The organism is Streptomyces sp. NPDC059455 (assembly GCF_042750115.1).
Classification (GTDB): Bacteria; Actinomycetota; Actinomycetes; order Streptomycetales; family Streptomycetaceae; genus Streptomyces; species Streptomyces endocoffeicus.
Genome location: NZ_JBHYVB010000100.1, coordinates 13,920 through 39,770, shown reverse-complemented (window position 1 = coordinate 39,770; position 25,851 = coordinate 13,920). Strand labels below are relative to the sequence as shown.

The following is a 25,851-nucleotide window of genomic DNA, read 5'->3' as shown; positions in this document are numbered from 1 at the left end:
GGGGCCGAGGGGGCCGAGGGGGCCGAGGGGGCCGAGGGGGCCGAGGGGGCCGAGGGGGCCGAGGGGGCCGAGGGGGCCGAGGGGGCCGAGGGGGCCGAGGGGGCGGAACGGACCACTCCGCGGCTGGCCGCACGACAGGCGTTCCGCCGGTTCTGGCCGCTCACCAGGGGCGACCGGCGCTGGCTGGTGCTCATCTGCGCCTGCGTCATGGCCGCGGCGCTCGCCGAGACCGCCGCGATCCTCCTCTTCTCCGATCTGACCGACAACGCCCTGCGGCAGGGCTCGCTCAGCGCCTTCTGGGTCCCCGCCGCGCAGTGGCTCGCGGTCGCGGTGCTCGGCGCGGGCGTCGGCTATATGGGCAACTCGCTCGCCGTATGGACCGCCGAACGGTTCGTACTGCGGCTGCGGGCCCGGGTCTTCGCGCATGTGCAGGATCTGCCGCCGCACTTCTTCCAGCGCCACCGCCAGGGCGATCTGGTCGAGCGGCTCACCGGGGACGTGGAGTCCATCGAGCAGATGGTGGTCTCCGGGGTGGTGAGCACCGTCTCCGCCGTCTTCAGCACGGTCTTCTTCTCCGTGGCCGCCTTCCGGCTGCGCTGGGACCTGGCGCTGGTCACCTTTGTCCTGGCGCCGCTGTTCTGGCTGGCGGCGCGGCGCTTCTCCGGGCGGATCAGCTCGGTCGCCCGGGACGAGCGGGCCGCCGACGGCGCGATCACCTCCGTCGTCGAGGAGTCGCTCGGCAACGTCGTGCTGACGCAGGCGTACCACCGTAAGGAGGCCGAGGAGCGGCGGCTGGGCCGGGAGGCCGGTGCGTGGCTGCGGGCATCGGTGGCCGGTGCCCGGATGAGCGAGCTGTACGAGCAGTTGGTTGAGGTCATCGAGACGCTGTGCGTGCTCGCCGTGATCGGGCTCGGCGCCTGGGAGATCTCCCAGGACCGGATGACCATCGGCCAGCTGCTGGCCTTCGCCGCCTTCCTCGGCTACCTCTACCCGCCGATCCGCAACCTCGGACAGCTCGGTCTCACCCTTACGGCCGCCACCGCGGGCGCCGAGCGGCTGGCGGAGATCCTCGACGCCGAACCCGCCGTGAGCGATCCGCAGCCGGGGGCCGCGGTGACGCCGTGGCGGGTGCACGGCACGGTGGAGTTCGACGGTGTCGGCTTCCGCTACCCCGGGGGCGACCGGCGCACCCTGGCCGGGGTCTCGTTCACCGCCCGGCCGGGTGAGTTCGTACTGATCACCGGGGCCAGCGGGGCGGGCAAGTCCACCGTCTCCAAGCTGCTGACCCGCTTCTACGACCCGGCGGAGGGGTTCATACGGCTCGACGGGGTACCGCTGTACGCGATGCCGCTGGGCTTTCTGCGGACGCATGTGACGCTGCTGCCGCAGGAGACACTCATCCTGCACGACACCATCCGCGAGAACATCGCCTGCGGCCGCCCCGGGGCCACCGAGCACGAGATCGTCCGGGCGGCGCGGGACGCCGCCGCGCACGACTTCATCGCCGCGCTGCCCGAGGGCTACGACACCCGGATCGACCCGCATACGGCCCGGCTGTCCGGCGGGCAGCTCCAGCGCATCGCCATCGCCCGCGCGATGCTGCGCGACGCGCCCGTCCTCGTCCTGGACGAGCCCACCACAGGGCTGGACGCGCTGGCCGCGCGGCGGGTCGTCCGGCCGCTGCGGCGGCTGATGTCCGGCCGCACCACGATCATGATCACCCACGATCTGAACCTGGCGCCGGACGCGGACCGCATCCTGGTGCTGGACCACGGACGGGTCGTGGAGACGGGCACGCATCACGAACTGCTGGCGCTGGGCGGCGCGTACGCACGGCTGCGCGGTTCCGGGGACGGCTCCCTGACCGAGACGGGCCCGCAGCCCACGCTCCGGCTCGGACCGCGGTGAGGGGGGCGGACTGGGCTCGGCCGGACCCAGCCTGGTCGGGGAGTGTCCGGCGGGTTGTGCCGCCTGCGGCGGGCTTTCCCCTCCCCGCCCCTTCCCGAAACTGTGGCTCCGCCCCAGACCCCGCACCGGGGCTTCCCCCAGACCCCGCACCAGGGCTTCGCCCCAGACCCCGCACCGGAGCTCCGCCCCCAGACCCCGCACCAGGACTCCGCCCCCACACCCCGCACCGGGACTCCGCCCCCACACCCCGCACCGGAGCTCCGCCCCCAGACCCCGCACCAGGACTCCGCCCCAGACCCCGCACCGGAGCTTCCCCCTCCAGACCCCGCACCGGAGCTTCCCCCTCCAGACCCCGCACCGGGGCTCCGCCTCAGACCTCGGGGTCCAGGGGCGGAGCCCCTGGGAACGGGAAGGGGCGGGGAGGGGAAAGACCCGCCGGACCCCGCTGGGCCAAGCCAGGCGGGACCGGGCTGAGCCGGAGCGGCGCCGGACCGGACCTGAACCGAACCGGACCTGAGCCGAACCGGGCCCGAGCCGAACCGGGCCCGAGCCGGGCCGGGGCGCGCTCAGCCCAGGTCGATCTCCGGCGGAGCCGTGGGCGCGCCCGGGAGTCTGAGCCAGGCGACCGTGCCGCCGCCCGGGGCCGGTTCCAGCCCCACCTGGCCGCCCGACTGCTGGACCGTACGGGCCACGATCGACAGCCCGAGGCCCGAGCCGGGCATGCTGCGGGCGGACGGGGAGCGCCAGAAGCGCTCGAAGACATGCGGCAGTTCCTCGGCGGGGATACCGGGGCCATGGTCGCGCACCCGTACCTCTCCGCTTCTGAGGACGACGTCGATCACACCACCCGAAGGGCTGAACTTCACGGCGTTGTCGAGCAGATTGACCAGCGCCCGCTCCAGGACGATCGCCTCGCCGCGGACGTACCAGGGCTCGATCGAGGCGTTGATCGTGAGATGGGCACCGCGCAGCCGGGCCCGTTCCAGGGCCGTCCGCGCCACCTCGTGCAGGGCGACCACCTGCGGGGGGCCGCTGCCGGGCAAGGCGTCGGGGCGGGACAGCTCCTGAAGATCGCCGATCAGCGCCGCCAGCTCGGTCATCTGCGCCTTGGCGCTCGCCATGAGCGCCTTACGGTCGGCGGGCGGCAGCGGGCGGCCGGTCTCCTCGCTGCGCGCGAGCAGTTCGATATTGGTCCGCAGCGAGGTCAGCGGGGTGCGCAGCTCATGCCCGGCGTCCGCGATCAGCTGCTGCTGACGGTCGCGGGAGGAGGCGAGGGCCGCCGTCATGGAGTTGAACGACCGCGACAGCCGGGCGATCTCGTCATCGCCCTCCGTCGGGATACGGACGGCCAGGTCCTCGGTGCGGGCCACATGCTCGACCGCCTCGGTCAGCCGGTCCACGGGCTTCAGCCCGGTCCTGGCGATCCACAGGCCCGCCGCTCCCGCGCCCACGACACCGACCCCGGCGACGAGGGCGAGGACCAGCGCGAGCGTGCCCAGCGGATGCGCGACCTCGCTCAGCGGGCGCGCCATGGAGACGGCGATCCCGCGCGGCAGCGGGCTGCCGGGGCCGGAGGCCGGCCGGTAGGTGAACACCCGCATGTCCTCGCCGCCCGCGCCCGTCGCGTCATGCAGCGCGCTCGGCCGCTCCCCGACGGCCACGGCCACATCGGCGGTGGTCACCGGCAGCTTGGTCGCCCCGGGCTGGGTGCAGCGGTTCCCGTCGGCCAGCACGATCTGCACGGAGTACGAGCCGAGGGCGTGCGGGGTACGGTCGTCGGCGCCTTCGGGGTTCTGGCACGCCTCCAGGATGCTCAGCACATTGCGCTCGTCCACCGTGACGTTGCGCAGGGACGAGTCGAGTTGGGCGCTGAGCTGCTCCCGGACGATCAGCCAGGACGCGAACGCGGACACCGCCACCGCGACCGCGACCGCCACGGCGGTCAGCAGGGCCAGCCGCGAGCGCAGCGGCAGTCTGCGGAACCTCACGAGGACTCGCCCTCCGCGGGCCGCAGGACGTACCCCACCCCGCGCACGGTGTGCACGAGGCGCGGCTCGCCGCCCGCCTCGGTCTTACGGCGCAGATACATCACGTACACGTCCAGCGAGTTGGACGACGGCTCGAAGTCGAAGCCCCACACCGCCTTGAGGATCTGCTCACGGGTGAGCACCTGGCGCGGATGCGCCAGGAACATCTCCAGCAGGGTGAACTCGGTCCGGGTCAGCTCGACGCGGCGCGCGCCCCGGACGACCTCGCGGGTCGTCAGGTCCATCCGCAGATCGCCGAAGGCCAGCACGTCTCCCTCGGGCAGCGCCGCGCCCTGCTGGGCGGCGTAGGAGCTGCGGCGGAGCAGGGCGCGGATGCGGGCCAGCAGTTCGTCCAGTTCGAAGGGTTTGACGAGGTAGTCGTCGGCGCCCGCGTCGAGTCCGGTGACCCGGTCGCCGACGGTGTCCCGCGCGGTGAGCATCAGGATCGGCAGCGTCACCCCGGTGGCGCGCAGCCGCCGTGCGGCGGTCAGCCCGTCCATCCGGGGCATCAGCACATCGAGCACGATGAGCTCGGGGTCGTAGGAGCCGACCTTGCCCAGCGCGTCCAGTCCGTCCACGGCGGTCTCGGTCGCGTAGCCCTCGAAGACGAGGCTGCGCTGAAGGGCTTCCCGGACGGCCGGCTCATCGTCGACGATCAGGATGCGGGCCGGCTGATCGCCGTGGTCGGCGGGGCTCATGGGTCGGTTTCCTCAAGGGGTGACGGTGGGGCGGGGAGGTGGCCGCGGCGGGCTGTGCGGCGCTGCTGCCAGCCTCGCACGTCCATCAGGTGTTGCTGTCGCTTCCGCCCGCGCGCAGGGAGGCGAGATCGGACTTGACGGTGTCGATCGGGATCGAGAAGCCGAGGCCGACGCTGCCCGCGTCGCCGGAGCTCTGGCCCGAGGCCGAGGAGTACATCGCGGAGTTGATGCCGATGATCTGGCCGCTCATATTGATCAGCGCGCCACCGGAGTTGCCGGGGTTGAGCGAGGCGTCGGTCTGGATGGCCTTGTAGGTGGTGGTCGACGAGCCGACGTCGCCGTTGTACCGGCCGCCGCCGAACTCGAACGGCCACTGCCCGCCGCCGCCCGGCCCCTGACCGCCCTGGCCCTGACCCTGGTCCTGGTCCGTGGAGACGGTGACATCGCGGTCGAGCGCGGAGACGATACCGCTGGTGACGGTGCCGGTGAGGCCCTCGGGCGAGCCGATGGCCACGACCTGGTCGCCCACCGAGACCTTGCTGGAGTCACCGAGGGACGCGGGCTTCAGCCCGCTCGCCCCCTCCACCTTGATCAGCGCGAGGTCCTTCTTGCTGTCGGTGCCGACGACCGTCGCGGTCTTCTTGCTGCCGTCGCTGAAGGTCACCTTGATCGCGTCGGCGCCTGAGACCACGTGGTTGTTGGTGATGATCTCGCCGCCGCTGGTGATGACCACGCCGGAGCCGGTGGACTGGCCGCTGGTGCCGCTGGCGCTGACCTCCACGATGCTGGGGCTGACGGCCGCGGCGACGGCCGAAACCCCGCTTTGGCTGGTGGACTTGGCGTTGACCACGGGGGTGGAGATCGTGGTGTCGGACTTCTGGGTGGCGTTGGTGACCAGCGCGGCCGCCCCGCCGCCCACGAGCGCCGAGACCGCCGCCACGGCCGCGATCAGCGCGACCGGCCGCGAGGCCCGCACCCTACGCCGTCCCCCGCCCCCCTGCGCCCCCTCACTCGCGAACGCGCCGCCGTCCTCCCCCGCCCCGCCGCCACTGCCGTCACCCGGCCATACGGTGACCCCGGACGGCGTGGTGACCGGCTGCTGAGGCTGATACGCGGGCGGATCGGGATACCCCGCACCGCCACCGTACGCGTAGGGATAGGGCTCGTCTGCGCCGCTGCGGCGTGTGCTGTCCGTCATGTCTATGACTGTGCGGCCGGAGTATGAGAGTCCCCTGAGTGCCCGCTGAGAACCCCACCAGAAGTCGGTATGCCCGACATAAGGGTGCCGCCGAGGGTCAGCCGCGCACCGCGGCCAGGCACTCGTCGTACAGGTCCATGATGTCGCCCTTACCGTCGTTGTCGACCCACGCCATCGATGCGGCGTCCAGGCACGCGAACGCCGTCGCGATCACCGCGCGGGCCCTCGGATCCGCACCGCCGACAGCGACGTCCATGCGCGCCTCGATGAGCGGCAGCAGCTCCTCCTGGAACCGCAGCCGCTTCTCGAGCCAACCGGCCCGCAGCGAGGCGGTGTTGTGCAGGAGACGGAACCGCTCCAGGGCCTGTTCGCGGCTCTCGTGCAGGGCCAGTACGGCGGCGACCCCTGCGCGCAGGGCCTCCCAGACACCGGCTTCGGCGGGCTGTTCGCCGATCGTGTCCGTCAGGACTCGCCCGAACCGGCCCTGGTCGCCGCCGAGAAGGTCCTCCTTGGTGCCGAAGTAGCGGAAGAGGGTGCGCTGGGAGACACCGGCCTCCCGGGCGATCTGGGCGATGGTCGTCTCGTCGTAGCCCTGCTCGGTGAACAGGCGCAGAGCCGTCTCGAGGATCTCCTGGGAGGCCAGCTGCCGCGTCCGGTCCCACAGCGTGGTCGGTGCGCCCGTCGCCGTCTTGGCTTCCTGCTTCATGCCACCAGGCTATCCCAGCACTGCCATCCTGGCACTCACATCCTGCTTGGCAGTCACTGCCAGGCCGTCGTACGCTGCCAATGAATATCTCCCAGGAACACACAAAGGAACGCATCATGTCCGCACCCGCAGCTTTGATCACCGGTGGAACCAGCGGCATCGGTAAGGCGACCGCCGAACTGCTCCACTCCCGCGGCTACCGCGTCATGGTCACCGGCGTCGGCAATGTCGCCAACGCCGGACTTCCCGAAGACGTCATGGTCGTCCGGGCCGACGCACGGTCCCTGGCGGACATCGACCATGCGATGGACCGGGCACGCCGGCGGTTCGGCTCCCTCGACCTGCTCTTCCTCAACGCGGGCATCTCCCGTCCCGGCCCGATCGAGTCAACCGACGAAGACGCCTTCGACGCCCTGTTCGACATCAACGTCAAGGGCACCTTCTTCACCCTGCAAAAGGCGCTCCCGCTCCTCAACGAGGGCGCCTCGGTCGTGTTCACCGTGGGCGCCGGTGAGGGGATCGGAGCCGCCATGACCGCCGCCAAGGGCGCTCTGCTGCCCCTCGTGCGGTCCCTCGCGCTGGAACTCGCCCCCCGCCGCATCCGCGTCAACGCCGTCAGCCCGGGAATGATCAACACCCCCGCCTACAGCAAGATGGGCATATCCCAGGAAATGATCGACTCCTGGGCCCGGGACATCCCGCTCGGCCGCGTCGGCGCTCCCGCCGACATCGCCGAAGCCGTGGCCTTCCTCGCCTCGGACGCCGCCGGCTACATCACCGGCGACAACCTCACCGTCTCCGGAGGCATCGGCGTTCACGCCCGCCCCTGACGAGCAGAGGCGCGAAGCGCTATGCGCAGCCGCAGGAGTGGCGGACCACCAGGGCCGAGGGGAACTGCTTGACGCGTTCGCGGCGGGAGCCGGAGAGCCGGATGCCGTCGTCCAGGACGAGGTCGACCGCGGCGCGCGCCATCGCGGGGCGGTCGGAGCCGACCGTGGTCAGCGGGGGGTCGGTGAGGTGGGCTTCCTTCACATCGTCGAAACCGGCCACCGCCAGTTCCCCCGGGACATCGATCCGCAGCTCACGCGCCGCCCGCAGCACCCCGAACGCCTGGTCGTCGGTGGCGCAGAAGATGGCCGGGGGCCGGTCGGGGCCGGCGAGCAGATCGAGGGCGACCTTATAGGCGTCGTAGCGGTTGTAAGGAGCCTGGAAGAGCCGCCCGTCGGTCGGCCGCCCGGCCTCGCGCATCGCGCGGCGCCAGCCCTCCACATGGTCGGTGACCGGGTCGCCGACGGTCGGGGTTATCTCGGTGCCGCCGAGGCAGGCCACATAGTCATGGCCGTGCTCCAGCAGATGCCGCACGGCGAGCTGCGCGCCGCCGACGTCGTCCAGCACCACCGCCACGTCGTCGATCGCCTCGGGCCGCTCGTGCAGCAGCACCACCCGGGCGTCCCACGCCTCGATCTCCGCCGCCGCGTTCTCGCTCGGGCCCTGGCTGATGAGGATCAGCCCGGACACCCGCATCCCCAGGAAGGCGCGCAGATAGTGCACCTCGCGCTCGTCCAGGTAGTCGGAGTTGCCGACCAGCACCATCTTTCCGCGCTCGGCGGCCGCCTGCTCGACGGCGTGCGCCATCTCCGCGAAGAACGGCTGCCGGGCGTCCGGAACGATCAGCCCTATGAGATCGGTCCGGCGGCTCGCCATCGCCTGCGCGACCCGGTCCGGCCGGTAGCCGAGCTCCTTGATCGCGGCAAGCACCCGCTCGCGCGTGGCCGGGGCGACCGGCCGGGGTCCGTTATTGATGACGTAACTGACGACCGCGGTCGACGTTCCCGCAAGCCTTGCCACATCATCCCGCGTCACCTTGGCCACGCGCGAAGTCTACGCGGGTCCAGCTAGCTGTTGGCCGGTCGTGCGGCAGCGGTCCTCGCCGCGGAGCCGGCCGCGCCGTCGGGGTGCCCGCCCGGCGCCGCACCACCCGCTCCGGCGTCCCGCACCGCCGCCTTGGCCCGGGCCTCCTCGGCGGCGCGCTCGACCTTCTCCGGCGCGACGAAGCGGTAGCCCACGTTCCGCACCGTGCCGATCAGGGACTCGTGCTCCGGGCCCAGCTTGGCGCGCAGCCGCCGGACGTGGACGTCCACGGTGCGGGTGCCGCCGAAGTAGTCGTACCCCCAGACCTCCTGGAGCAGCTGCGCCCGGGTGAAGACCCGGCCGGGGTGCTGGGCGAGGTACTTCAGCAGCTCGAACTCCTTGAATGTGAGATCGAGCACACGCCCCTTGAGCTTGGCGCTGTAGGTGGCCTCGTCGACCGACAGATCGCCGTTGCGGATCTCCATCGGGCTGTCGTCGGTGGTGATCTGCTGACGGCCCATGGCCAGCCGCAGCCGGGCCTCGACCTCCGCCGGGCCCGCGGTGTCCAGCAGGACGTCGTCGATGCCCCAGTCGGCGGTGACGGCGGCCAGCCCGCCCTCGGTCACCACCAGGATCAGCGGGCAGCCGGGGCCGGTGGACCGCAGCAGCTGACACAGGCTGCGCACCTGCGGCAGATCGCGGCGGCCGTCGATCAGGATGATGTCGGCGCCCGGGGTGTCCACCAGGGCGGGGCCCTCGGCGGGGGCCACCCGCACGCTGTGCAGCAGCAGGCCGAGGGCGGGGAGCACCTCCGTCGAGGGCTGGAGTGCATTGGTCAGCAGCAGGAGGGAACTCATCGTCCATCACCTGCCCTGGCCGTCTTCTCGAGGTTGTGCACGCTTCGCTCGCCCATTACGTCGGTTCCTCCTCGGTCCCTTGCGAGAGGGGCACCTCCCAGGCCGTGCCCGGGGGAGTCTGCGGCTACTACTTCGTACAGTCACGCTCCGCGCCCTTGGAGCGACGGCGCGCTCAAACGCGCACCCCGCCCTGAAAGCGCAAAAGGACCCGGGGGCAACGTTGCCCGGATCCTCTTCACGACAGAATAACCCACATGACATGCGCCGGAGAGGCTCAATCTGCTCCCCGTTGTCCTTCCGCCCTCACCGCGGGGGAGCAACGGGCCATGCTGCTGACCGATGACGGGGTCTCGATCGAGGCGCGCTACGAACCTTCCCCGGGGGGCGGCACCGAACCCTCCGACCACCTCGCGCTGGTGGTCGGACACGGTTTCTCCGGCGCCCTGGAGCGCCCCGCGCTGCGGCGGGTGGCATCGGCGTTTCACCAGCGTACGGCCGTGATCACATTCTCGTTCCGGGGCCATGGGCGGTCCGGCGGACGGTCCACGGTCGGCGATCGCGAGGTGCTGGACCTGGCCGCCGCGGTGCGCTGGGCGCGCCGGCTCGGACATCGGCGGGTGGCCACGGTCGGCTTCTCGATGGGCGGCTCGGTGGTGATCCGGCAGGCGGCGCTGTACGGGAAGGCCGATGAAATCCGGACGTTGCAAGACGTACACCAAGGGGAGCGCACAGGGCGCCCAGTGGGGCGCACGGGCGGCGTACTCGTGACCCCCGTGGACGTGACCCCCGTGGACGGGACTCCCGGAGACGGGACCCCCGGGGAGGTGACCGACGGCGCCGCGCCCGATGCCGTCGTCGCCGTGAGTTCACCCGCCCGCTGGTACTACCGGGGCACCGCGCCCATGCGGCGGCTCCACTGGGCGATCACCCGGCCGACCGGGCGGCTGGTCTCCCGCTACGGGCTGCGCACCCGGATCGACCCCCGCGGCTGGCCCGTCGATCCGCTGTCCCCGGTGTCCGCCGCGCCGCTGATCGCGCCGACGCCGCTGCTGATCGTGCACGGCGACCGGGATCCGTACTTCCCGCTGGACCATCCGCGGATGCTGGCGTCGGCGGCGGACCCGGCCACCTCGGAGCTGTGGATCGAGCCGGGCTACGGCCACGCCGAGACCGCCGCCTCCCCCGACCTGCTGGCCCGCATCGCCGACTGGGCCGCGGCCCACGCCTGAACCCGGCCCAAGCGGTCGCCCATTCGGTTCCCGCCACCGGCTATTCGGTTTCCGCCACCGGCTCGGCGAACTGGGACGCGTAGAGCCGCGCGTACGCACCGCCCGCCGCGAGCAGCGCGTCGTGCGAGCCCTGCTCCACGATCCGCCCCGCCTCCATCACCAGGATCACGTCCGCGTCCCGGATGGTCGACAGCCGGTGGGCGATCACGAAGCTCGTACGGCCGCTGCGCAGCGAGGCCATCGCCCGCTGGATGAGGACCTCGGTACGGGTGTCGACCGAGCTGGTGGCCTCGTCCAGCACCAGGATCGACGGCTCGGAGAGGAACGCCCGCGCGATCGTGATCAGCTGCTTCTCACCGGCGCTGACGTTGGCGCCCTCTTCGTCGATCACCGTGTCGTAGCCGTCCGGCAGCATCCGTACGAAGCGGTCCACATAGGTGGCCTTCGCCGCCTCCGCGATCCTCTCGAAGCTCGCCCCCTCCGCCCCGTAGGCGATGTTCTCGGCGATCGTCCCGCCGAACAGCCAGGTGTCCTGGAGCACCATCCCGATGTGGGAACGCAGCTCCTCCCGTGACATCTCGGCGATGTCCACCCCGTCCAGCGTGATCCGCCCGCCGCTGACCTCGTAGAACCGCATCAGCAGATTGACCAGCGTGGTCTTCCCGGCGCCGGTCGGCCCGACGATGGCCACGGTCTGGCCCGGCCGCACCGACAGCGACAGCCCGTCGATGAGCGGCGTGTCCGGCTGGTAGCGGAAGGAGACCTCCTCGAACGCGACCTGCCCCCGCACCGCCTCCGGCCGCCGCGCGTCCACCGGCTCGGCGCTCTGCTCCGGCGCGTCCAGCAGCTCGAAGACCCGCTCGGCGGAGGCCACGCCCGACTGCACCATGTTGGCCATGGAGGCCACCTGGGTGAGCGGCTGGCTGAACTGCCGGGAGTACTGGACGAACGCCTGGACATCGCCGATCGACAGCGCGCCGGAGGCCACCCGTAGCCCGCCGACCACGGCCACCAGCACATAGTTGAGGTTCCCGATGAACATCATCGACGGCTGGATCAGGCCGGAGATGGACTGGGCCCGGAAGCCCGCCCCGTAGAGCTTGTCGTTCTGCTCCCGGAACGCTTGCGCGGACTCCTTCTCCCGCCCGAAGACCTTCACCAGCGCATGCCCGGTGTACATCTCCTCGATATGGGCGTTGAGCTTGCCCGTGGTCTTCCACTGGGCGACGAACTGCGGCTGCGCGCGCTTGCCGATACGCGTCGTCACCCACACCGAGACCGGGACGGTGATCAGCGCCACCAGCGCCAGCAGCGGCGAGATCCAGAACATCATCGACAGCACGCCCACGATCGTCAGCAGCGAGGCCATGATCTGGCTGAGGGTCTGCTGGAGCGTCTGCTGGATGTTGTCGATGTCGTTGGTGGCGCGGGAGAGCACCTCGCCGCGCGACTGCTTGTCGAAGTACGCCAGCGGCAGCCGCGCCAGCTTGTGCTCCACGTCCTCGCGCAGCCGGAACACCGCGCGCTGGACGACGACGGTCGCCACCCGCGCCTGGATCAGGCCCAGGAGCGAGGCGGCCACATACAGCGCCGTGACCCACAGCAGCACGACGCCGACCGCGTGGAAGTCGATGCCCTGGCCGGGGGTGACGTCCATCGAGGCGACCATGTCGGCGACCGTGCCCTGGTCGTGGTCACGCAGCCGCTGGACGGCCTGCTCCTTGCTGACGCCGTCGGGCAGCTGCCGTCCGACGATGCCCGCGAAGATCAGGTCGGTGGCGTCGCCGAGGATCTTCGGGCCCACCACCGCGAGCGCGGTGCTGAGCGTGCCCAGCGCGAGCACCAGCAGGACGATCCCGCGCTCAGGCCGGAGCCGGGCCAGCAGCCGGCGGCTGGAGCCGCGGAAGTCCATGGACCGCTCGGTGGGCTGCCCGCCCATGAAGCGGCCGGGCCCGGCGGCGGGCGCCGGACCCCTGCGGGGCGCCGCGGGGCCGCTCATGCCGCCTCCTCCTCGGTGAGCTGGGAGAGCACGATCTCGCGATAGGTCTCATTGCCGGCCATCAGCTCGCCGTGGGTGCCGGCGCCGACGATCCGCCCCGCGTCGAGGACCACGATCAGATCGGCGCCGCGGATGGTGGACACCCGCTGGGCGACGATGACCACCGTCGCGTTGTCCGTCTCGTCCGCGAGCGCCGCCCGCAGCCGGGCGTCGGTGGCGTAGTCGAGCGCGGAGAAGGAGTCGTCGAAGAGGTAGACGGACGGCCTGCGGACCAGGGCGCGGGCGATCGCCAGCCGTTGCCGCTGACCACCGGACACATTGGTCCCGCCCTGGGCGATCGGGGCGTCCAGACCGCCCTCCATGGCCGCCACGAACTCCCGTGCCTGGGCGGTCTCCAGGGCCCGCCACAGCTCCTCGTCGGTGGCGTCGGGGTCGCCGTACCGCAGGTTGGAGGCGACGGTGCCGGCGAAGAGGTACGGCTTCTGCGGGACCAGCCCGATGGTCCGGGTCATCACCTCGGGGTCGAGGTCGCGCACATCCACCCCGTCGAGGTGGACGCTGCCGTCGGTCGCGTCGAACAGCCGCGGCACCAGCCCGAGCAGGGTCGACTTTCCGCTGCCGGTGGAGCCGATGACGGCGGTGGTCCGGCCGGGCCGGGCGGTCAGCGAGATGTCGCGCAGCACGGGCGCGTCGGCTCCGGGGTAGCGGAACTCCACGCCCCGCAGCTCCAGCAGCCCCCGTCCGGCGTCGGCGGGCGGGGGCGCGACGGGCATCAGCGGCGGTACGACGCTGGTCCTGGTGTCCAGCACCTCCTGGACGCGCTCGGCGCACACCTCGGCCCTCGGCACCATCATGAACATGAAGGTGGCCATCATCACGGACGACAGAATCTGCATCAGATAGCTGAGGAACGCGGTCAGCGCGCCGACCTGCATCCCGCCACTGTCGATGCGGTGCCCGCCGAACCAGACGACGGCCACGCTGGAGACGTTCACCACCAGCATCACGGCCGGGAACATCAGCGACATCAGCCGCCCGGCGCGCAGCGAGACATCCATCAGCCCGGTGTTGGCGTCGGTGAAGCGGTCGCGCTCATGGGTGTCACGGACGAAGGCACGGATGACCCGGATCCCGGTGATCTGCTCGCGCAGCACCCGGTTGACGGTGTCGATGCGCTGCTGGACGTCGCGGAACAGCGGCCGCATCCGGCGGGCGATGAGCGTGACCACGAGGCCCAGGGCCGGAACGATGAGCAGAAGCAGCCCGGACAGCGGCACGTCCTCGTTGAGCGCCATGACCACGCCGCCCACGCACATGATCGGCGCCGAGACCATCAGCGTGAAGGCCATCAGGCACAGCATCTGCACCTGCTGGACGTCGTTGGTGGTGCGGGTGATCAGGGACGGCGCCCCGAAGTGGCCCATCTCCCGGGCGGAGAAGGACTGCACCCGGTCGAAGACGGCGGCGCGCAGATCGCGGCCGAGCGCCATGGAGGTGCGGGCGCTGAAGTAGACGGCTCCCGCGGCACACACGATCTGGACAAGGGTGACGGCGATCATCAGCCCGCCGACAGAGAGGATGTAGCCGGTGTCGCCCTTCACCACTCCGCTGTCGATGATGTCCGCGTTCATGGCGGGCAGGTAGAGGGTGGCGAGGGTCTGCACCAGCTGCAATAAGACGATCAGCGTGATCGTTCGGGTATAGGGCCTCAGATACGCCCGTATCAGTCGTACCAGCACACGGAAACCTTAAGTGACGCTCGTCCCGAACCGGGCGTATTTTCGACGAACCGCGCGTGGTCCCGAGCGCCGTCCCGCACCCGTCATCATGGAGACGGCAGAAGACGGGAAAGGGATCGCGATGGCGATGATGAGCACGCCCGCTGGGACCATCCGGTACTGGGCCGCGGCCCGCGCCGCGGCCGGTACCGCGGAGGAGCCGTACACCGCGTGGACACTGGCGGAGGCGCTCGACGCGGCCCGGCAGCGGCACACCGCGCGGCCGGAGTTCGCGCGGGTCCTGCTGCGCTGTTCGTTCCTGGTCGACGGAGCCCCGGCCGGCACCCGTGACCACAAGACGATCCAACTCGCCGAGGGCGGCACGGTCGAGGTGCTCCCGCCGTTCGCAGGAGGGTGAACCCCGAGCTCATGAGCAACCAGCCACACCAGCCCAACGAGCCTCATCAGCCCCACGAGCCTCATCAGCAGCAGGGCCAGCAGCCGCAAGGTCAGCACCCGCAGCAGCCGTATCCCCCGTACGGGTCGTACGAGGCTCCTTACGGGGGATACGACCAGAGCGCGCATCCTTACGGTGGCCATGGCGGTCCCGGTGGCAACGGCGCTCACGGCGGCAACGGCCAGGGTGCCCAGCAGCAGGCCGACTGGCAGGGGTACGCGGGGTATCCGCAGCAGCAGGGGTACGTCCAGGCCCAGCCGCCGCAGTACCAGCACCCACCGCAGCAGTACCAGCAGCAGTACCAGCAGCCGTACGCGGATCCCTACGCCGCCGCTCAGCAGGGCCACCAGGGGCAGCAAGGTCACCAGGGGCAGCAACCGCACCACGGGCAGCAACCGCACCAGGGCCACCAGGGGCAGTACGCCCAGGGCTGGAATCAGCAGCAGCACCCGTACCACCAGCCCGCCGACCCGTCCCAGGCACCGCCTCAGGCACCGCCTCAGGCCCCGCCTCAGGCCCCGGCGCAGGCGCCGCCTCAGGCCCCGGCGCAGGCGCCGCCTCAGGCCCCGGCGCAGGCTCAGGCACAGGCCGCGACCGCGACCGCCGAGCCGCCCGCCCCGCAGCCCGACCGGCCGCTCACCGCCGCCGAGAAGGCCAAGGCCGAGGGCCGCCCGCAGATCGTCCACCCGGGGTTCGTCCCCGCCGCCCTGACCTCCGTACTCGCCGCCCTGCTCGCGGCCACCGCGCCGCTGGGCCGCCCGGCCGTCGCCGTCGCGGTGGCGGCGCTTCAGGCGGTCACGGCGGCGGGCTGGTTCCGGCTCAACGGCATGTGGCCCGCCCGGCAGGGCATCGCACTCGCCTTCGCGGGCGGTCTGGCCGCCGACATCGGCCTGCTCGCCACCGAGCCGTCACACGCCCCGACGGTCGTCATCGGCACCATCGGCGTCTGGCTGCTGCTGGTGCTGATCCTCCAGCTCCGCAGCCACGCCTCCCCGGACGAGCGGCTGTACGGCCTTACGGCCGCCGTGGCGGCCACGGCCCTCGCCGTGCTCGCGGCCGGTCATCTGGCCGCCGTCGCCGAGTCCTCGGACGCCGTGGTGGTGGGGGCGGCCGCCGTCGCCGTGGCCGTGCTCGTCCGGGCGCTGCCGCTGCCGACGGCCGCCGCCGTCGTGGTCGCGCTGGCGGCCGCCACGGGCGCCGGGGTCGGGGCCGGGCAGCTCACCGGAACGGGCACGTCCACCGCCGCCCTGCTCGGATTCGCGGCCGGGGTGTGCGCGCTGATCGGCCACCGGGTCGCCAGCTACGACTACCCCTCGCGCTTCGTCCACCTGACGGCCGGCGTGGCGCTGCCGCTCGCGGCCGCCGCCCCCGTGGTCTATGTGATCGGCCGCGCTCTGGGCTGACTCCCCGGCTCCCGCTCACCCGCGCCGGATAGGCTCGCAGCCTCAGGCGCGAGGGCCTGAGCAAGAGCCTGGGGGACCCACGCACATGCGCGCACTACGCATCACGCTGATCGTCGTCGTGATACTCGGCGGCCTCTTCGTGGCCGCCGACCGCATCGCGGTGTACATGGCCGAGTCGAAGGCGGCCGACAAGATCAAGAGTTCTCAGGGCCTGACCACGACGCCCAATGTCTCGATCAAGGGCTTCCCGTTCCTCACCCAGGTCGTGGGCAAGGAGCTGGACGAGGTCGACGTCGGCGTGGACGGGCTGACGACGGACGCGGGCGACGGCCGCAACGTCCGGGTCACCGAGCTCGACGCCCAGCTGCACAACGTCCGCATCTCGGGCAACTTCTCGTCGGCCAGCGCCGACCGCGCCACCGGCTCGGCCCACATCAGCTACGCGGACCTCTCACAGGCCGCCGGTCCGGGGATCACGGTCGCCTACGACCCGTCGGGCACCAACAAGGTCAAGATCACCGGCAGTCTGCTGGGCCTCAGCCTTACCGCCCACTCCCAGGTCACCATCGTGAACGGCAACACCATCCGGCTGCACGCCGAGTCCATACCGGGCGGCAGCATCCCCCAGTGGGAGGACAAGGTGCGCGAGAAGGCCGACATGGAGCGGAAGATCGAGGGACTGCCCACCGGCATGCGGCTGGACAAGGTGGAGACCTCCAAGGACGGCATAGACGTCTCGGTCGCGGGGAACAACGTCCAGCTGACGGGCTGACGCGATCAGTACCAGGGGCGTCGGATCACGTCCCTGGTCCATTCACTGAGACGATCATGTCCGCGCATATGGACGCTCCTGCCCGCCGCGACCCCCTCCGGCCGTGCCTCCCGGCCGTTCACGCTTCTCTCATCTCACACTCCGGACGATAACGTCTCATCATGCGACACGCCGGTGACATGCCCGCCTGTCCGTCCCTACGATCGGACCCATGAAGCGACAGGCGGATCTCACGAAGCGGCGGGCAGTCGACCTGTGCCGCGTCGCCGCCATGCTCTGTCGCCCCGTCTGAATGGGACGCGGTCCGCTCACGCCACGGACCGGCCCCCCTCTTCGGCCCGTCAGCCGGGCCTTCCCGCACCTTCGCTCGTACGCTCGCCGCACGCCCCGCGCGGCGCCGCGTCGTGAGCGTGCCCGTACCGCCGCAACTGCCCCGGAGGAGAGAACATGAGCCGCAGTGACGTCCTGGTGGACGCCGACTGGGTCCAGGCCCGTATCGACGACCCCAAGACGGTCATCGTCGAGGTGGACGAGGACACCTCGGCCTACGACAAGAACCACATCAAGAACGCCATCCGGATCGACTGGAAGCAGGACCTCCAGGACCCGGTGCGCCGTGACTTCGTCGACCAGGCCGGCTTCGAGAAGCTCCTGTCGGAGAAGGGCATCGGCAACGACGACACGGTCGTCCTCTACGGCGGCAACAACAACTGGTTCGCGTCCTACGCCTACTGGTACTTCAAGCTCTACGGCCACCAGGACGTCAAGCTGCTCGACGGCGGCCGCAAGAAGTGGGAGCTCGACTCCCGCGACCTGGTCGCCGAGGTGCCGACCCGCGCGCAGACCGAGTACAAGGCCAAGCCGCAGGACACCGCCATCCGTGCCTTCCGCGACGAGGTCGTGGACGCCATCGGCTCGCTGAACCTGGTCGACGTGCGCTCCCCCGACGAGTTCTCCGGCAAGCTGCTCGCCCCGGCCCACCTCCCGCAGGAGCAGTCGCAGCGTCCGGGCCACGTCCCGAGCGCCCGCAACATCCCGTGGTCGAAGTCGGCCAACGACGACGGCACCTTCCGGTCCGACGACGAGCTCAAGGAGATCTACGAGGGCGCGGGCGTGGACCTGTCGAAGGACACCATCGCCTACTGCCGCATCGGTGAGCGCTCCGCTCACACCTGGTTCGTCCTGCACGAGCTCCTGGGCCAGACCAACGTCAAGAACTACGACGGCTCCTGGACCGAGTACGGCTCGCTGGTCGGCGTGCCGGTCGAGCTCGGCTCCGACAGCTGACCCCTCTCCCCCGAACGTAAGGACAGACATCCATGTGTGGAGCCAAGGTCGGCGGCCCCGACGCCTCGACGATCAAGCCTGGTGAGACCACGATCCAGGGTTCGGTGACCCGCGACGGCGAGCCCGTCGCCGGTTACGTCCGGCTGCTGGACAGCACCGGCGAGTTCACCGCCGAGGTCCCCACCTCCGCGACCGGGCAGTTCCGCTTCTACGCCGCGGAGGGCACATGGACGCTGCGCGCCCTGGTTCCCGGCGGCACCGCGGACCGCACCGTCGTCGCCCAGAAGGGCGGGCTGGCGGAGGTCGCCATCGCCGTCTGACGCGCCGCTACGACGCGTCGTGACTCACGGCCGGAGGGCCGCACCCCGGGGTTGGACGCCTCGGCGGGGTGCGGCCCTCCGTCTGTCGGTGCGGTCCTTCGTCTGTCGGTGCGGCGGTCCCGGACGTACGCTGGACATATGTACGCGCGACGCCGCCACGCATACTTCTTCCTGATGGGCGCGTGTCTGACGCTCTTCATCTCGGCGTGGGCCTTTGTGCGCCTGTGGTCCGTCCCCGCCGCGGTCGCGATGTGCATCGTCGCCATGGTGATCCCGCCCCTGGCGGCGATCGTCGCCAATCGCCGGGGCCCGGACGACCGGTGGTGGGACGAATCGGGTGACGAGGAGTCCGACCGGTGGTGGCGGGAGCTGGACGAGCACAACCACCGGCATTGACCTCGGGCCAACCACGGGCCCAACGTCCGAAACCGGGGCCTCGCCCCAGACCCCGGGGTCCCAGGGCGAAGCCCCTGGTTCGGACGCCGCCTAGTACACGAGCGCCTGGACGCCGTCCGGCATGATCTCGCTCACGAAGACCTGAGCGCCCGCGATCCGGGCCCCCTCGATCAGATCCCTCTCCTCGATCTCCCGGCGCGCGGCGCACTGTGTGCACACCGTGATCGTTCCGCCGCCCGTAAGGATGCCGTCGATCAGATCCGGAAGCGGCGCGGCATGCGGAAGCTCGAACTCCGCGGCCCGGCCCGGCAGCGCGAACCACGTCGACTCCCCGGTCAGCCAGAGCGAGACCTCGACCCCGCTCGCCGCGGCCACCGCCGCCACCGTGAACGCCTGGGAGCACCGCTCGGGAGCGTCCGCACCCGCCGTCACCTTGATCACCAGCTTCTTCGCCATGCGTCAACCTTAGGCTCGGCACCCGGGGGCCCGGCGCCGCACGGCCACCTGTCTCCACCGGCCGTCCCGGCGGCGACTAGACTCGGTGCCGTCCATCATCTGTTCCGAGGAGCGCGCTCGTGCTTGAGGCAGTCTTCACCACCCTGATGATCCTGGTCGCCGTGGCCACGCTCGGCTTCGCCGCGCTGACCTGGAAGAAGCTGTACCAGGGCCAGCGCTGAACCGCTCCCGCCCCGCCATCACGGCTCGACTCTCGACAGATCGCCTGAATTCATGATCCAGATTCCGTCCGACCTCCACCCGGACCTCGTGCCGCTCGCCTTCCTCCTGGGCAACTGGGAAGGGGCCGGCGTCTCGGACTTCCCCGGCGCCGAGAAGTGCAACTTCGGCCAGGAGGCCACCTTCACGCACGACGGCCGTGACTTCATCGAGTACATCTCGCACACCTGGGTGCTGGACTCCGAGGGCAAGAAGGTCCGCCCCCTGGAGACCGAATCCGGCTACTGGCGGATCGACAAGGACCGTAAGGTCGAGGTCGTGATGAGCCGGGACCAGGGCATCATCGAGGTCTGGTACGGCGAGCTCGCGGAGGGCAAGCCGCAGATCGACCTGGCGACGGACGCGGTGGCGCGCACCGCCCACGCGGCCCCGTACTCGGGCGGCAAGCGGCTGTACGGCTACGTCAACAGCGATCTAATGTGGGTCGGCGAGAAGGCCACCCCCGAGGTCGAGCTGCGCCCGTACATGTCCGCGCATCTGAAGAAGGTCGTGGACCCCCGGGAGTGGGCCAAGGACCTCAAGGACCTGCCGGACGACGGGATCGCCTTCTTCCGCTGAGGGCCCCCGACTCGCGCTTTCCGCTCTCCGCCGAGCCGGGCTCTGCCGTGCCGCGTCCGGTTCTCCCCCTGCGCGTCCGGCCGGTCACCGCGGGCCCGCCTACACTTGCACCGTGGCGACCACCGACTGGAAGAGCGATCTGCGGGAGCGCGGCTACCGTCTGACCCCGCAGCGCCAGCTCGTGCTCGAAGCCGTCGATCATCTGGAGCACGCCACTCCGGACGAGATCCTCACCGAGGTGCGCCGCACCGCGAGCGGCGTCAACATCTCCACGGTCTACCGCACGCTGGAGCTGCTGGAGGAGCTGGGCCTGGTCAGCCATGCCCATCTCGGCCACGGCGCCCCCACGTACCACCTGGCCGACCGGCACCATCACATCCATATGGTGTGCCGGGACTGCACGGATGTGATCGAGGCCGATGTCTCCGTGGCCGACGCCTTCACCCGGCAGCTCCGGGCGGACTTCGGCTTCGACACCGATCTGAAGCACTTCGCGATCTTCGGCCGGTGTGCCTCCTGCTCCGCCCGGCAGCGCGCCGGAGAGGCCGGTGGAGACCCCGGACAGCTTGGCGGGGACGGCGCCGAAAACCGCTCCGGTGAGGGCCGAGCCCGCAGGTCGTAGGCTGAGTTCATGAAGAGCCCTTTGCTGTCGCTGCCCGGCGCCGTCCCCGGCGAGGGCCCCGACGAAGGCGTCGCCGCCCACTACGGCGACCTGTTCCGCGAGCAGCGTGCGCTCGCCGACGGCACCGGCTTCGTGGACCTCTCGCACCGCGGAGTGGTCACGGTGACCGGTGCCGACCGACTCAGCTGGCTGCATCTGCTGCTCACCCAGCACGTCAGCGACCTTCCGCCGGGCCAGGCCACCGAAGCCCTGATCCTCTCCGCCCACGGCCACATCGAACACGCGCTCTACCTCGTCGACGACGGCGAAACCACCTGGGCCCATGTGGAGCCCAACAGCCAGGGCGAGCTGATCGCCTACCTGGAGAGCATGAAGTTCTTCTACCGGGTGGACATCGCGGACCGCACCGACGAGTACGCGGTCGTCCACCTCCCGGCGGGCAGCATCACCGAGGCCCCCGAGGACTCCGTCGTCCGCGAGACCCCGCACGGCCGGGACCTCTTCCTGCCGCGTGAACGCCTTACCGCCTTCGCCGAGGGGAACGGCCCGCCGATCGGAGTGCTGGCGTACGAGGCGCTGCGGGTCGAGGCCCACCGGCCGCGGATCGGCCTGGAGACCGACCACCGCACCATCCCGCACGAGCTGGGCTGGATCGGCTCCGCCGTCCATCTCCAGAAGGGCTGCTACCGCGGCCAGGAGACCGTCGCCCGGGTACAGAACCTGGGGAAGCCACCGCGCCGACTGGTCTTCCTCCACCTCGACGGCAGCGAGGTGACGCTGCCGTCCCACGGCGCGCCCATACGGCTGGCCTCGGAGGGCGAGGAGGGCCGCCAGCTGGGATTCATCACCTCCTCGGCCCGCCACCACGAACTGGGGCCGATCGCGCTCGCGCTGGTCAAGCGCAATGTGCCGGTGGACGCGAACCTGATCGCGGACTCCACGGCCGCCGCACAGGAGACGGTCGTGGAGCCGTGAACCCCCTGCCGGTCCGCCGGACCCCGCGGTTCGGCTAGACCTCGACGAGCACCGTGAACGGGCCGTCGTTCGTGAGCGAGACCTTCATGGCCGCTCCGAACCGGCCCGTTTCCACGTGTGCGCCCAGCTTCCGCAGCTGGGCCACCACCTCGTCCACGAGCGGTTCGGCGACCCCGCCGGGCGCCGCCGCGTTCCAGGTGGGACGGCGCCCCTTACGGGCGTCGCCGTAAAGCGTGAACTGGCTGATGACCAGCAGCGGAGCGGCCAGATCCGAGCAGGACCTCTCGTCGTGGAGCATCCTTACGGACCACAGCTTGCGAGCGAGCTGGGCCGCCTTCTCCGGGGTGTCGTCATGTGTCACCCCGACCAGTACGCACAGCCCCTCACCGACGATCTCGCCGACCGTCTCGCCGTCCACGACGACGCTCGCCCCGTCCACTCTCTGTACCACAGCACGCATGGCGACCATCATGCCGTGCGTCCATCCGGGGCCGATCGGGTGGAGAGCCGCTGCACAGGGAGCATCACTGGTGGCACGATGCGTGCAGGCGGTGCAGGCGGGCAGGAACTGCGGGAACGACGCATCGCTGGAGGGGACGGACATCAATGACCACATCGGGCACCGGCCAGCCCATGGCCACCGAGGGCCTGCTGCCACCACGGCCGCCGAGCCAGCGCGGCGGGCGGCTGGCCGACTCCGCCGCCGTGACGGCGCCGGCCGTGACGTCCACGTCGGCGGCGGCGAGCGATCTGAACGCTCTGCGGCTGCCGGAGCTGCGGGCGCTGCGCCGCTCTGCACAGCGCGAGGAGGCGGATCTCAGCTATCTGCGCAGACTGCTCCAGGGGCGGATCGACATCCTCCGCGCCGAGCTGGGCCACCGCCGTGACCCGGCGCCCGCGGCGGCCGCGGCCCAGCCGCCCGCCGCGCTGGTGGACCGGCTGCCGGAGATTCTCGCGGATCTCCCCTCACGGCACCGCTCCTCGGCCCGGCATGTCACGCTCGGGACGCCACAGGACGCGGAGTACGAGCGGCTGGCCGAGGAGATGCTGGCCGAGGTGGGCCTGTCCGATCTGCGGGCCCGTACGGACGAGGAGCTGCACGGCGCGATGGCCCGCCTCGTCAGCCATGAGCAGCAGGTGTCGCGGCGGCGGCAGGAGCTGCAGCGCACGGCGGACGGCTGCAGCGCGGAGATCGCCCGCCGGTACCGCGAGGGAGAGGCACAGGTGGACGACCTGCTGGCGTAGGCCCTGTCCGGCGGATCTTCGCGGGCCCGCGACGCCTGGCACGGCGCCCCCAGCTACCGCTGGGAGGTGCCCCCGGCCGCGTTGTCGGGATCGTCCGAGTACAACCCGGTACGAGGACGACCCTCCGCCTTGCGATGCTCCCCCAGCCACCGCTGGGAGGTGCCCCCTACACCAGACGCCGCGGGCCCCGCGGCGTCAGCCGCTGATGTCACAGGCGCGAAGATCCACCGGACAGGGCCTAGGCGGCGACGGGCTGCTCGCGGGGTGCTCGCCGAGCCATCCACAGGGCGCGGTGTGATGAAAAGACCTGGTCCGAGGGCTGTGGAAATCGGCGTGCGGCATGTGGCGGCCGACGCTTAGCGTGTGCGCATGGCCCTCGAACTCCGCACTCCACTCGCCGATTCCGACCTCCCCAACTGGACCATCGCGCTCAACACCGGCTTTCTGCGTCCGCCGGAGGCGCCGAAGGAGGAGGTGGAGGTGCGGCGGGAGCAGATCGATCTGTCCCGTACGCAGGGGGTCTTCGACGGGGACCGCTGCGTGGCCACCTTCCGCAGCTTCGCACAGCGGCTGACGGCGGTGGGTGGGGCGGATGTCCCGGCCGACGCGATCAGCAATGTCGCGGTGTCGGCCACCCACCGCCGCCGGGGCCTGCTGAGCCGGATGATGGAGCACGATCTGCGCGCCGCCAAGGAGCGGGGCGAGGCGGTGGCCACCCTGATCGCGGCCGAGTACCCGATCTACGGGCGGTACGGCTTCGGACCAGCCACCTGGATCACCGAATGGCAGGTGGACGTCCCCCGGGCCGGGCTCGACCCGCGCCACTCGGCTCCGGTGGACGGCGGCCGGGTCGACTTCGCCGACGCCGACGAGGTGCGGAAGCTGGGCCCCGCCCTGCATGAGCGGCTGCGCGCCGAGCAGCACGGCGCCATTGACCGCCCGGACCTCTGGTGGCGGATCAACACCGGTCAGCGGCAGTTCCCCAACCGCCCCTGGACCGAGCCGTTCTATGTGCTCTACCGCTCCCCCGACGGCTCGGTGGACGGACTGCTCGCCTATACGGCGGACGACCGCTGGGAGGGCAACAAACGGCCGCACAACACCGCCACCGTGCTCGAGCTGATCGGAGTCACCCCGGCCGCCGAGCGGGCGCTGTGGCATTTCCTGCTCTCGGTCGACTGGGTGACCCGGGTCAACACCGGCCGGCGCGCCCCCGACGATCTGCTTCCGCTGCTGCTCGGCGATCCCCGCGCGGCCCAGGTCACCATGCATGCCGACTGGCTGTGGCTGCGCCCGCTGGATGTGCCCCAGCTGCTGGAGAGCCGTACATACCCGGCCGAGGGCTCGCTGGTGCTCGAGCTGCGCGACGCCGCCGGGCTGGCCGGGGGCCGCTACTTCCTGGAGGCGGGCCCCGACGGCGCGGCGTGTGCGACCACGGGCCGTCCGGCCGATCTGACCATGGACATCGGCGAGTTGAGCCCTCTGTGGCTGGGCGACGAGTCGGCGGTCCGGCTCGCCTCACTGGGCCGGATAGCCGAGGAGCGCCAGGGCGCCGCGGCGCTGGCGGACCGGCTGCTGCGGACCCCGCGCCGCCCCTGGTGCCCCGATGGCTTCTGAGGCGCCCGGAGCTCAGCAGCTGGACTTGAGCAGCCGGCGGGCACCCGTCCCCTGCTCGCCCAGCCGGTCGTAGGGGTTCGCCAGCGCGCACTTGTCGATCGACAGACAGCCGCAGCCGATGCAGTCGGTGAGGTGGTCGCGGAGGTTCTCCAGCTGTTCGATGCGCTCGTTGAGGTCCGCGTGCCAGCACTCCGAGATCCGGGCCCAGTCCTCCTTGGTGAGGACGTGATCCTCGGGGAAGAGCCCGAGGACCTCCCGGATCCTCGCCAGCGGGATGCCGACGCGCTGCGAGGAGCGGACGAAGGCCACGCGGCGGAGGGTGTCGCGGGTGTAGCGGCGCTGATTGCCGGAGGTCCGGCGGCTGTGGATCAGCCCCTCCCGCTCATAGAAGCGCAGCGCGGAGGCGGGCACCCCACTGCGCTGCGCGAGATCGCCGACCGTGAGCTCATGGGTCTTCCAGGTCAGTTGCGTCATAGTGCCGAGGGTAGCTTGACTTCAACCTTTGTTTAAGTCCGAGGCTCGTCCCATGACGACAGACACCGCCGTCCTGACGGCAACCACCACGCCCGCATTCGCTACCGGACCCGACTCCCCCATTCGCCTCGCCATCATCATCGGCAGCACCCGCGACGGCCGCTTCGGGCCGAAGGTCGCGGACTGGTTCGCCGGTCATGCGACGCTCCGCTCCGATATGGCCGTCGACGTCGTGGACCTGGCCGAGACCCCGCTGCCCACGGCCCTCACCCACCGGCCCGGCCCCGAGGAGGTCGCGGCCCTGGAGGCCGTGACGCCCCGGCTGGACGCGGCCGACGCGTTCACCGTGGTGACGCCCGAGTACAACCACAGCTACCCCGCCTCCCTGAAGAACGCGATCGACTGGCACTTCACCCAGTGGCAGGCCAAGCCGGTCGGCTTTGTCTCCTACGGCGGCATCTCCGGGGGCCTGCGCGCGGTCGAGCATCTGCGGCCGGTCTTCGCCGAGGTCCACGCCGTGACCGTCCGGGACACGGTCAGCTTCCACAACGCGGGCGGGCTCTTCGGGGAGGACGGTCGGCTGAAGGACCCCGAGGGCCCGGACACCGCCGCCGGGGCGATGCTCGACCAGCTCACCTGGTGGGCGCGGGCCCTGCGCACCGCCCGCACCACCCACCCGTACGGCAGCTGATCCGCCCGGCGGCGCCCCCCCCCCGTGTCCGCCCCCCCCGGCGCGGCGCGCCGCGGCGCCGACCTCCCCGGGGCCGACCGCCCAGGGGCAGACACCCGCCGCTCGGAC

Annotated in this window: 27 protein-coding genes; 16 read left to right on the top strand and 11 right to left on the bottom strand. The window is 71.3% G+C overall.

Features of this window, described 5'->3' with window-relative positions; translation table 11 throughout:
- Nucleotides 1-123 precede the first annotated feature (123 nt).
- A complete protein-coding gene (locus ACFXB5_RS30620; protein ID WP_385213718.1) occupies nucleotides 124-1,908 on the top strand; it encodes an ABC transporter ATP-binding protein in 1,785 nt (594 codons plus the stop codon).
- A gap of 566 nt (nucleotides 1,909-2,474) precedes the next feature.
- Here the strand turns inward: ACFXB5_RS30620 and ACFXB5_RS30615 are convergent.
- The 4 genes from ACFXB5_RS30615 to ACFXB5_RS30600 all read right to left on the bottom strand — a co-directional run bounded on the left by ACFXB5_RS30615 (nucleotide 2,475) and on the right by ACFXB5_RS30600 (nucleotide 6,537).
- A complete protein-coding gene (locus ACFXB5_RS30615; RefSeq protein ID WP_385213713.1) occupies nucleotides 2,475-3,896 on the bottom strand; it encodes a sensor histidine kinase in 1,422 nt (473 codons plus the stop codon).
- Nucleotides 3,893-4,633 carry a response regulator transcription factor gene (locus ACFXB5_RS30610; protein ID WP_385213711.1) on the bottom strand — a complete coding sequence of 247 codons (741 nt, stop codon included), beginning with the start codon at nucleotides 4,631-4,633 and terminating at the stop codon, nucleotides 3,893-3,895. Before ACFXB5_RS30610 ends, ACFXB5_RS30615 begins: the two co-directional genes overlap by 4 nt.
- 85 nt (nucleotides 4,634-4,718) lie before the next feature.
- Nucleotides 4,719-5,831, bottom strand: a complete 1,113-nt coding sequence (locus ACFXB5_RS30605; RefSeq protein WP_385213709.1) for a S1C family serine protease — start codon at nucleotides 5,829-5,831, stop codon at nucleotides 4,719-4,721.
- Between the two features lie 97 nt (nucleotides 5,832-5,928).
- Complete coding sequence (locus tag ACFXB5_RS30600; RefSeq protein WP_385213706.1) at nucleotides 5,929-6,537, bottom strand: TetR/AcrR family transcriptional regulator; 609 nt, start codon at nucleotides 6,535-6,537, stop codon at nucleotides 5,929-5,931.
- A gap of 116 nt (nucleotides 6,538-6,653) precedes the next feature.
- Between ACFXB5_RS30600 and ACFXB5_RS30595 the strand changes: the two genes are divergently transcribed.
- A complete protein-coding gene (locus ACFXB5_RS30595; protein ID WP_385213703.1) occupies nucleotides 6,654-7,367 on the top strand; it encodes an SDR family oxidoreductase in 714 nt (237 codons plus the stop codon).
- A gap of 19 nt (nucleotides 7,368-7,386) precedes the next feature.
- On the opposite strand, the gene ACFXB5_RS30590 is transcribed toward ACFXB5_RS30595, so the two are convergent.
- Together ACFXB5_RS30590 and ACFXB5_RS30585 are read right to left on the bottom strand one after the other, a co-directional pair.
- Entirely contained in the window at nucleotides 7,387-8,409 is a 1,023-nt protein-coding gene (locus ACFXB5_RS30590; RefSeq protein ID WP_385213700.1) for a LacI family DNA-binding transcriptional regulator, read from the bottom strand.
- Nucleotides 8,410-8,432: 23 nt separating this feature from the next.
- Entirely contained in the window at nucleotides 8,433-9,245 is an 813-nt protein-coding gene (locus tag ACFXB5_RS30585) for a response regulator transcription factor (protein WP_385213697.1), read from the bottom strand.
- Nucleotides 9,246-9,571: 326 nt separating this feature from the next.
- Between ACFXB5_RS30585 and ACFXB5_RS30580 the strand changes: the two genes are divergently transcribed.
- Nucleotides 9,572-10,474, top strand: coding sequence for an alpha/beta hydrolase (locus ACFXB5_RS30580; RefSeq protein WP_385213694.1), 903 nt, complete (start codon nucleotides 9,572-9,574; stop codon nucleotides 10,472-10,474).
- A 40-nt stretch (nucleotides 10,475-10,514) separates the two neighbouring features.
- Here ACFXB5_RS30580 and ACFXB5_RS30575 read toward each other — a convergent pair whose 3' ends face one another.
- Nucleotides 10,515-12,473 carry an ABC transporter ATP-binding protein gene (locus ACFXB5_RS30575; protein WP_385213691.1) on the bottom strand — a complete coding sequence of 653 codons (1,959 nt, stop codon included), beginning with the start codon at nucleotides 12,471-12,473 and terminating at the stop codon, nucleotides 10,515-10,517.
- On the bottom strand, nucleotides 12,470-14,212 hold the full coding sequence (locus ACFXB5_RS30570) for an ABC transporter ATP-binding protein (protein ID WP_385213688.1): 1,743 nt from the start codon (nucleotides 14,210-14,212) through the stop codon (nucleotides 12,470-12,472). The genes ACFXB5_RS30575 and ACFXB5_RS30570 overlap by 4 nt, the downstream gene beginning before the upstream one ends.
- 121 nt (nucleotides 14,213-14,333) lie before the next feature.
- On the opposite strand from ACFXB5_RS30570, the gene ACFXB5_RS30565 reads away from it, so the two are divergent.
- The 7 genes from ACFXB5_RS30565 (at nucleotide 14,334) to ACFXB5_RS30535 (ending at nucleotide 18,826) form a co-directional block, all read left to right on the top strand.
- Entirely contained in the window at nucleotides 14,334-14,609 is a 276-nt protein-coding gene (locus ACFXB5_RS30565; RefSeq protein ID WP_020869510.1) for a MoaD/ThiS family protein, read from the top strand.
- Nucleotides 14,610-14,620: 11 nt separating this feature from the next.
- Entirely contained in the window at nucleotides 14,621-16,051 is a 1,431-nt protein-coding gene (locus tag ACFXB5_RS30560) for a hypothetical protein (protein ID WP_385213685.1), read from the top strand.
- 85 nt (nucleotides 16,052-16,136) lie between these two features.
- Complete coding sequence (locus ACFXB5_RS30555; RefSeq protein ID WP_385213683.1) at nucleotides 16,137-16,823, top strand: DUF2993 domain-containing protein; 687 nt, start codon at nucleotides 16,137-16,139, stop codon at nucleotides 16,821-16,823.
- A gap of 211 nt (nucleotides 16,824-17,034) precedes the next feature.
- Nucleotides 17,035-17,115, top strand: a complete 81-nt coding sequence (locus ACFXB5_RS30550; protein ID WP_351229977.1) for an Ms5788A family Cys-rich leader peptide — start codon at nucleotides 17,035-17,037, stop codon at nucleotides 17,113-17,115.
- Between the two features lie 155 nt (nucleotides 17,116-17,270).
- Nucleotides 17,271-18,110 (top strand): sulfurtransferase, encoded by an 840-nt coding sequence (locus ACFXB5_RS30545; RefSeq protein ID WP_385213680.1) that lies wholly within the window; start codon nucleotides 17,271-17,273, stop codon nucleotides 18,108-18,110.
- Between the two features lie 32 nt (nucleotides 18,111-18,142).
- Entirely contained in the window at nucleotides 18,143-18,430 is a 288-nt protein-coding gene (locus ACFXB5_RS30540) for a DUF1416 domain-containing protein (RefSeq protein ID WP_385213677.1), read from the top strand.
- Nucleotides 18,431-18,568: 138 nt separating this feature from the next.
- Nucleotides 18,569-18,826, top strand: a complete 258-nt coding sequence (locus ACFXB5_RS30535) for a DUF3099 domain-containing protein (RefSeq protein ID WP_014053929.1) — start codon at nucleotides 18,569-18,571, stop codon at nucleotides 18,824-18,826.
- A gap of 90 nt (nucleotides 18,827-18,916) precedes the next feature.
- On the opposite strand, the gene ACFXB5_RS30530 is transcribed toward ACFXB5_RS30535, so the two are convergent.
- Entirely contained in the window at nucleotides 18,917-19,282 is a 366-nt protein-coding gene (locus tag ACFXB5_RS30530) for a DsrE family protein (RefSeq protein ID WP_385213673.1), read from the bottom strand.
- Between the two features lie 273 nt (nucleotides 19,283-19,555).
- Between ACFXB5_RS30530 and ACFXB5_RS30525 the strand changes: the two genes are divergently transcribed.
- The 3 genes from ACFXB5_RS30525 to ACFXB5_RS30515 all read left to right on the top strand — a co-directional run bounded on the left by ACFXB5_RS30525 (nucleotide 19,556) and on the right by ACFXB5_RS30515 (nucleotide 21,716).
- Complete coding sequence (locus ACFXB5_RS30525) at nucleotides 19,556-20,119, top strand: FABP family protein (protein ID WP_020869515.1); 564 nt, start codon at nucleotides 19,556-19,558, stop codon at nucleotides 20,117-20,119.
- Between the two features lie 112 nt (nucleotides 20,120-20,231).
- Nucleotides 20,232-20,741, top strand: a complete 510-nt coding sequence (locus ACFXB5_RS30520) for a Fur family transcriptional regulator (protein ID WP_385213670.1) — start codon at nucleotides 20,232-20,234, stop codon at nucleotides 20,739-20,741.
- A 9-nt stretch (nucleotides 20,742-20,750) separates the two neighbouring features.
- Entirely contained in the window at nucleotides 20,751-21,716 is a 966-nt protein-coding gene (locus ACFXB5_RS30515) for a YgfZ/GcvT domain-containing protein (RefSeq protein WP_385213667.1), read from the top strand.
- 34 nt (nucleotides 21,717-21,750) lie between these two features.
- On the opposite strand, the gene dtd is transcribed toward ACFXB5_RS30515, so the two are convergent.
- A complete protein-coding gene (dtd, locus tag ACFXB5_RS30510; RefSeq protein ID WP_037955096.1) occupies nucleotides 21,751-22,176 on the bottom strand; it encodes a D-aminoacyl-tRNA deacylase in 426 nt (141 codons plus the stop codon).
- A 146-nt stretch (nucleotides 22,177-22,322) separates the two neighbouring features.
- Here dtd and ACFXB5_RS30505 point away from each other — a divergent pair, with 146 nt between their 5' ends.
- Nucleotides 22,323-22,961 (top strand): ABC transporter substrate-binding protein, encoded by a 639-nt coding sequence (locus ACFXB5_RS30505; protein WP_385213664.1) that lies wholly within the window; start codon nucleotides 22,323-22,325, stop codon nucleotides 22,959-22,961.
- A 369-nt stretch (nucleotides 22,962-23,330) separates the two neighbouring features.
- Entirely contained in the window at nucleotides 23,331-24,578 is a 1,248-nt protein-coding gene (locus tag ACFXB5_RS30500) for a GNAT family N-acetyltransferase (protein ID WP_385213662.1), read from the top strand.
- Nucleotides 24,579-24,590: 12 nt separating this feature from the next.
- On the opposite strand, the gene soxR is transcribed toward ACFXB5_RS30500, so the two are convergent.
- Nucleotides 24,591-25,052, bottom strand: a complete 462-nt coding sequence (gene soxR, locus ACFXB5_RS30495) for a redox-sensitive transcriptional activator SoxR (RefSeq protein WP_037955001.1) — start codon at nucleotides 25,050-25,052, stop codon at nucleotides 24,591-24,593.
- 52 nt (nucleotides 25,053-25,104) lie between these two features.
- On the opposite strand from soxR, the gene ACFXB5_RS30490 reads away from it, so the two are divergent.
- Nucleotides 25,105-25,743 (top strand): NADPH-dependent FMN reductase, encoded by a 639-nt coding sequence (locus tag ACFXB5_RS30490; RefSeq protein ID WP_385213659.1) that lies wholly within the window; start codon nucleotides 25,105-25,107, stop codon nucleotides 25,741-25,743.
- Nucleotides 25,744-25,851: the final 108 nt, after the last annotated feature.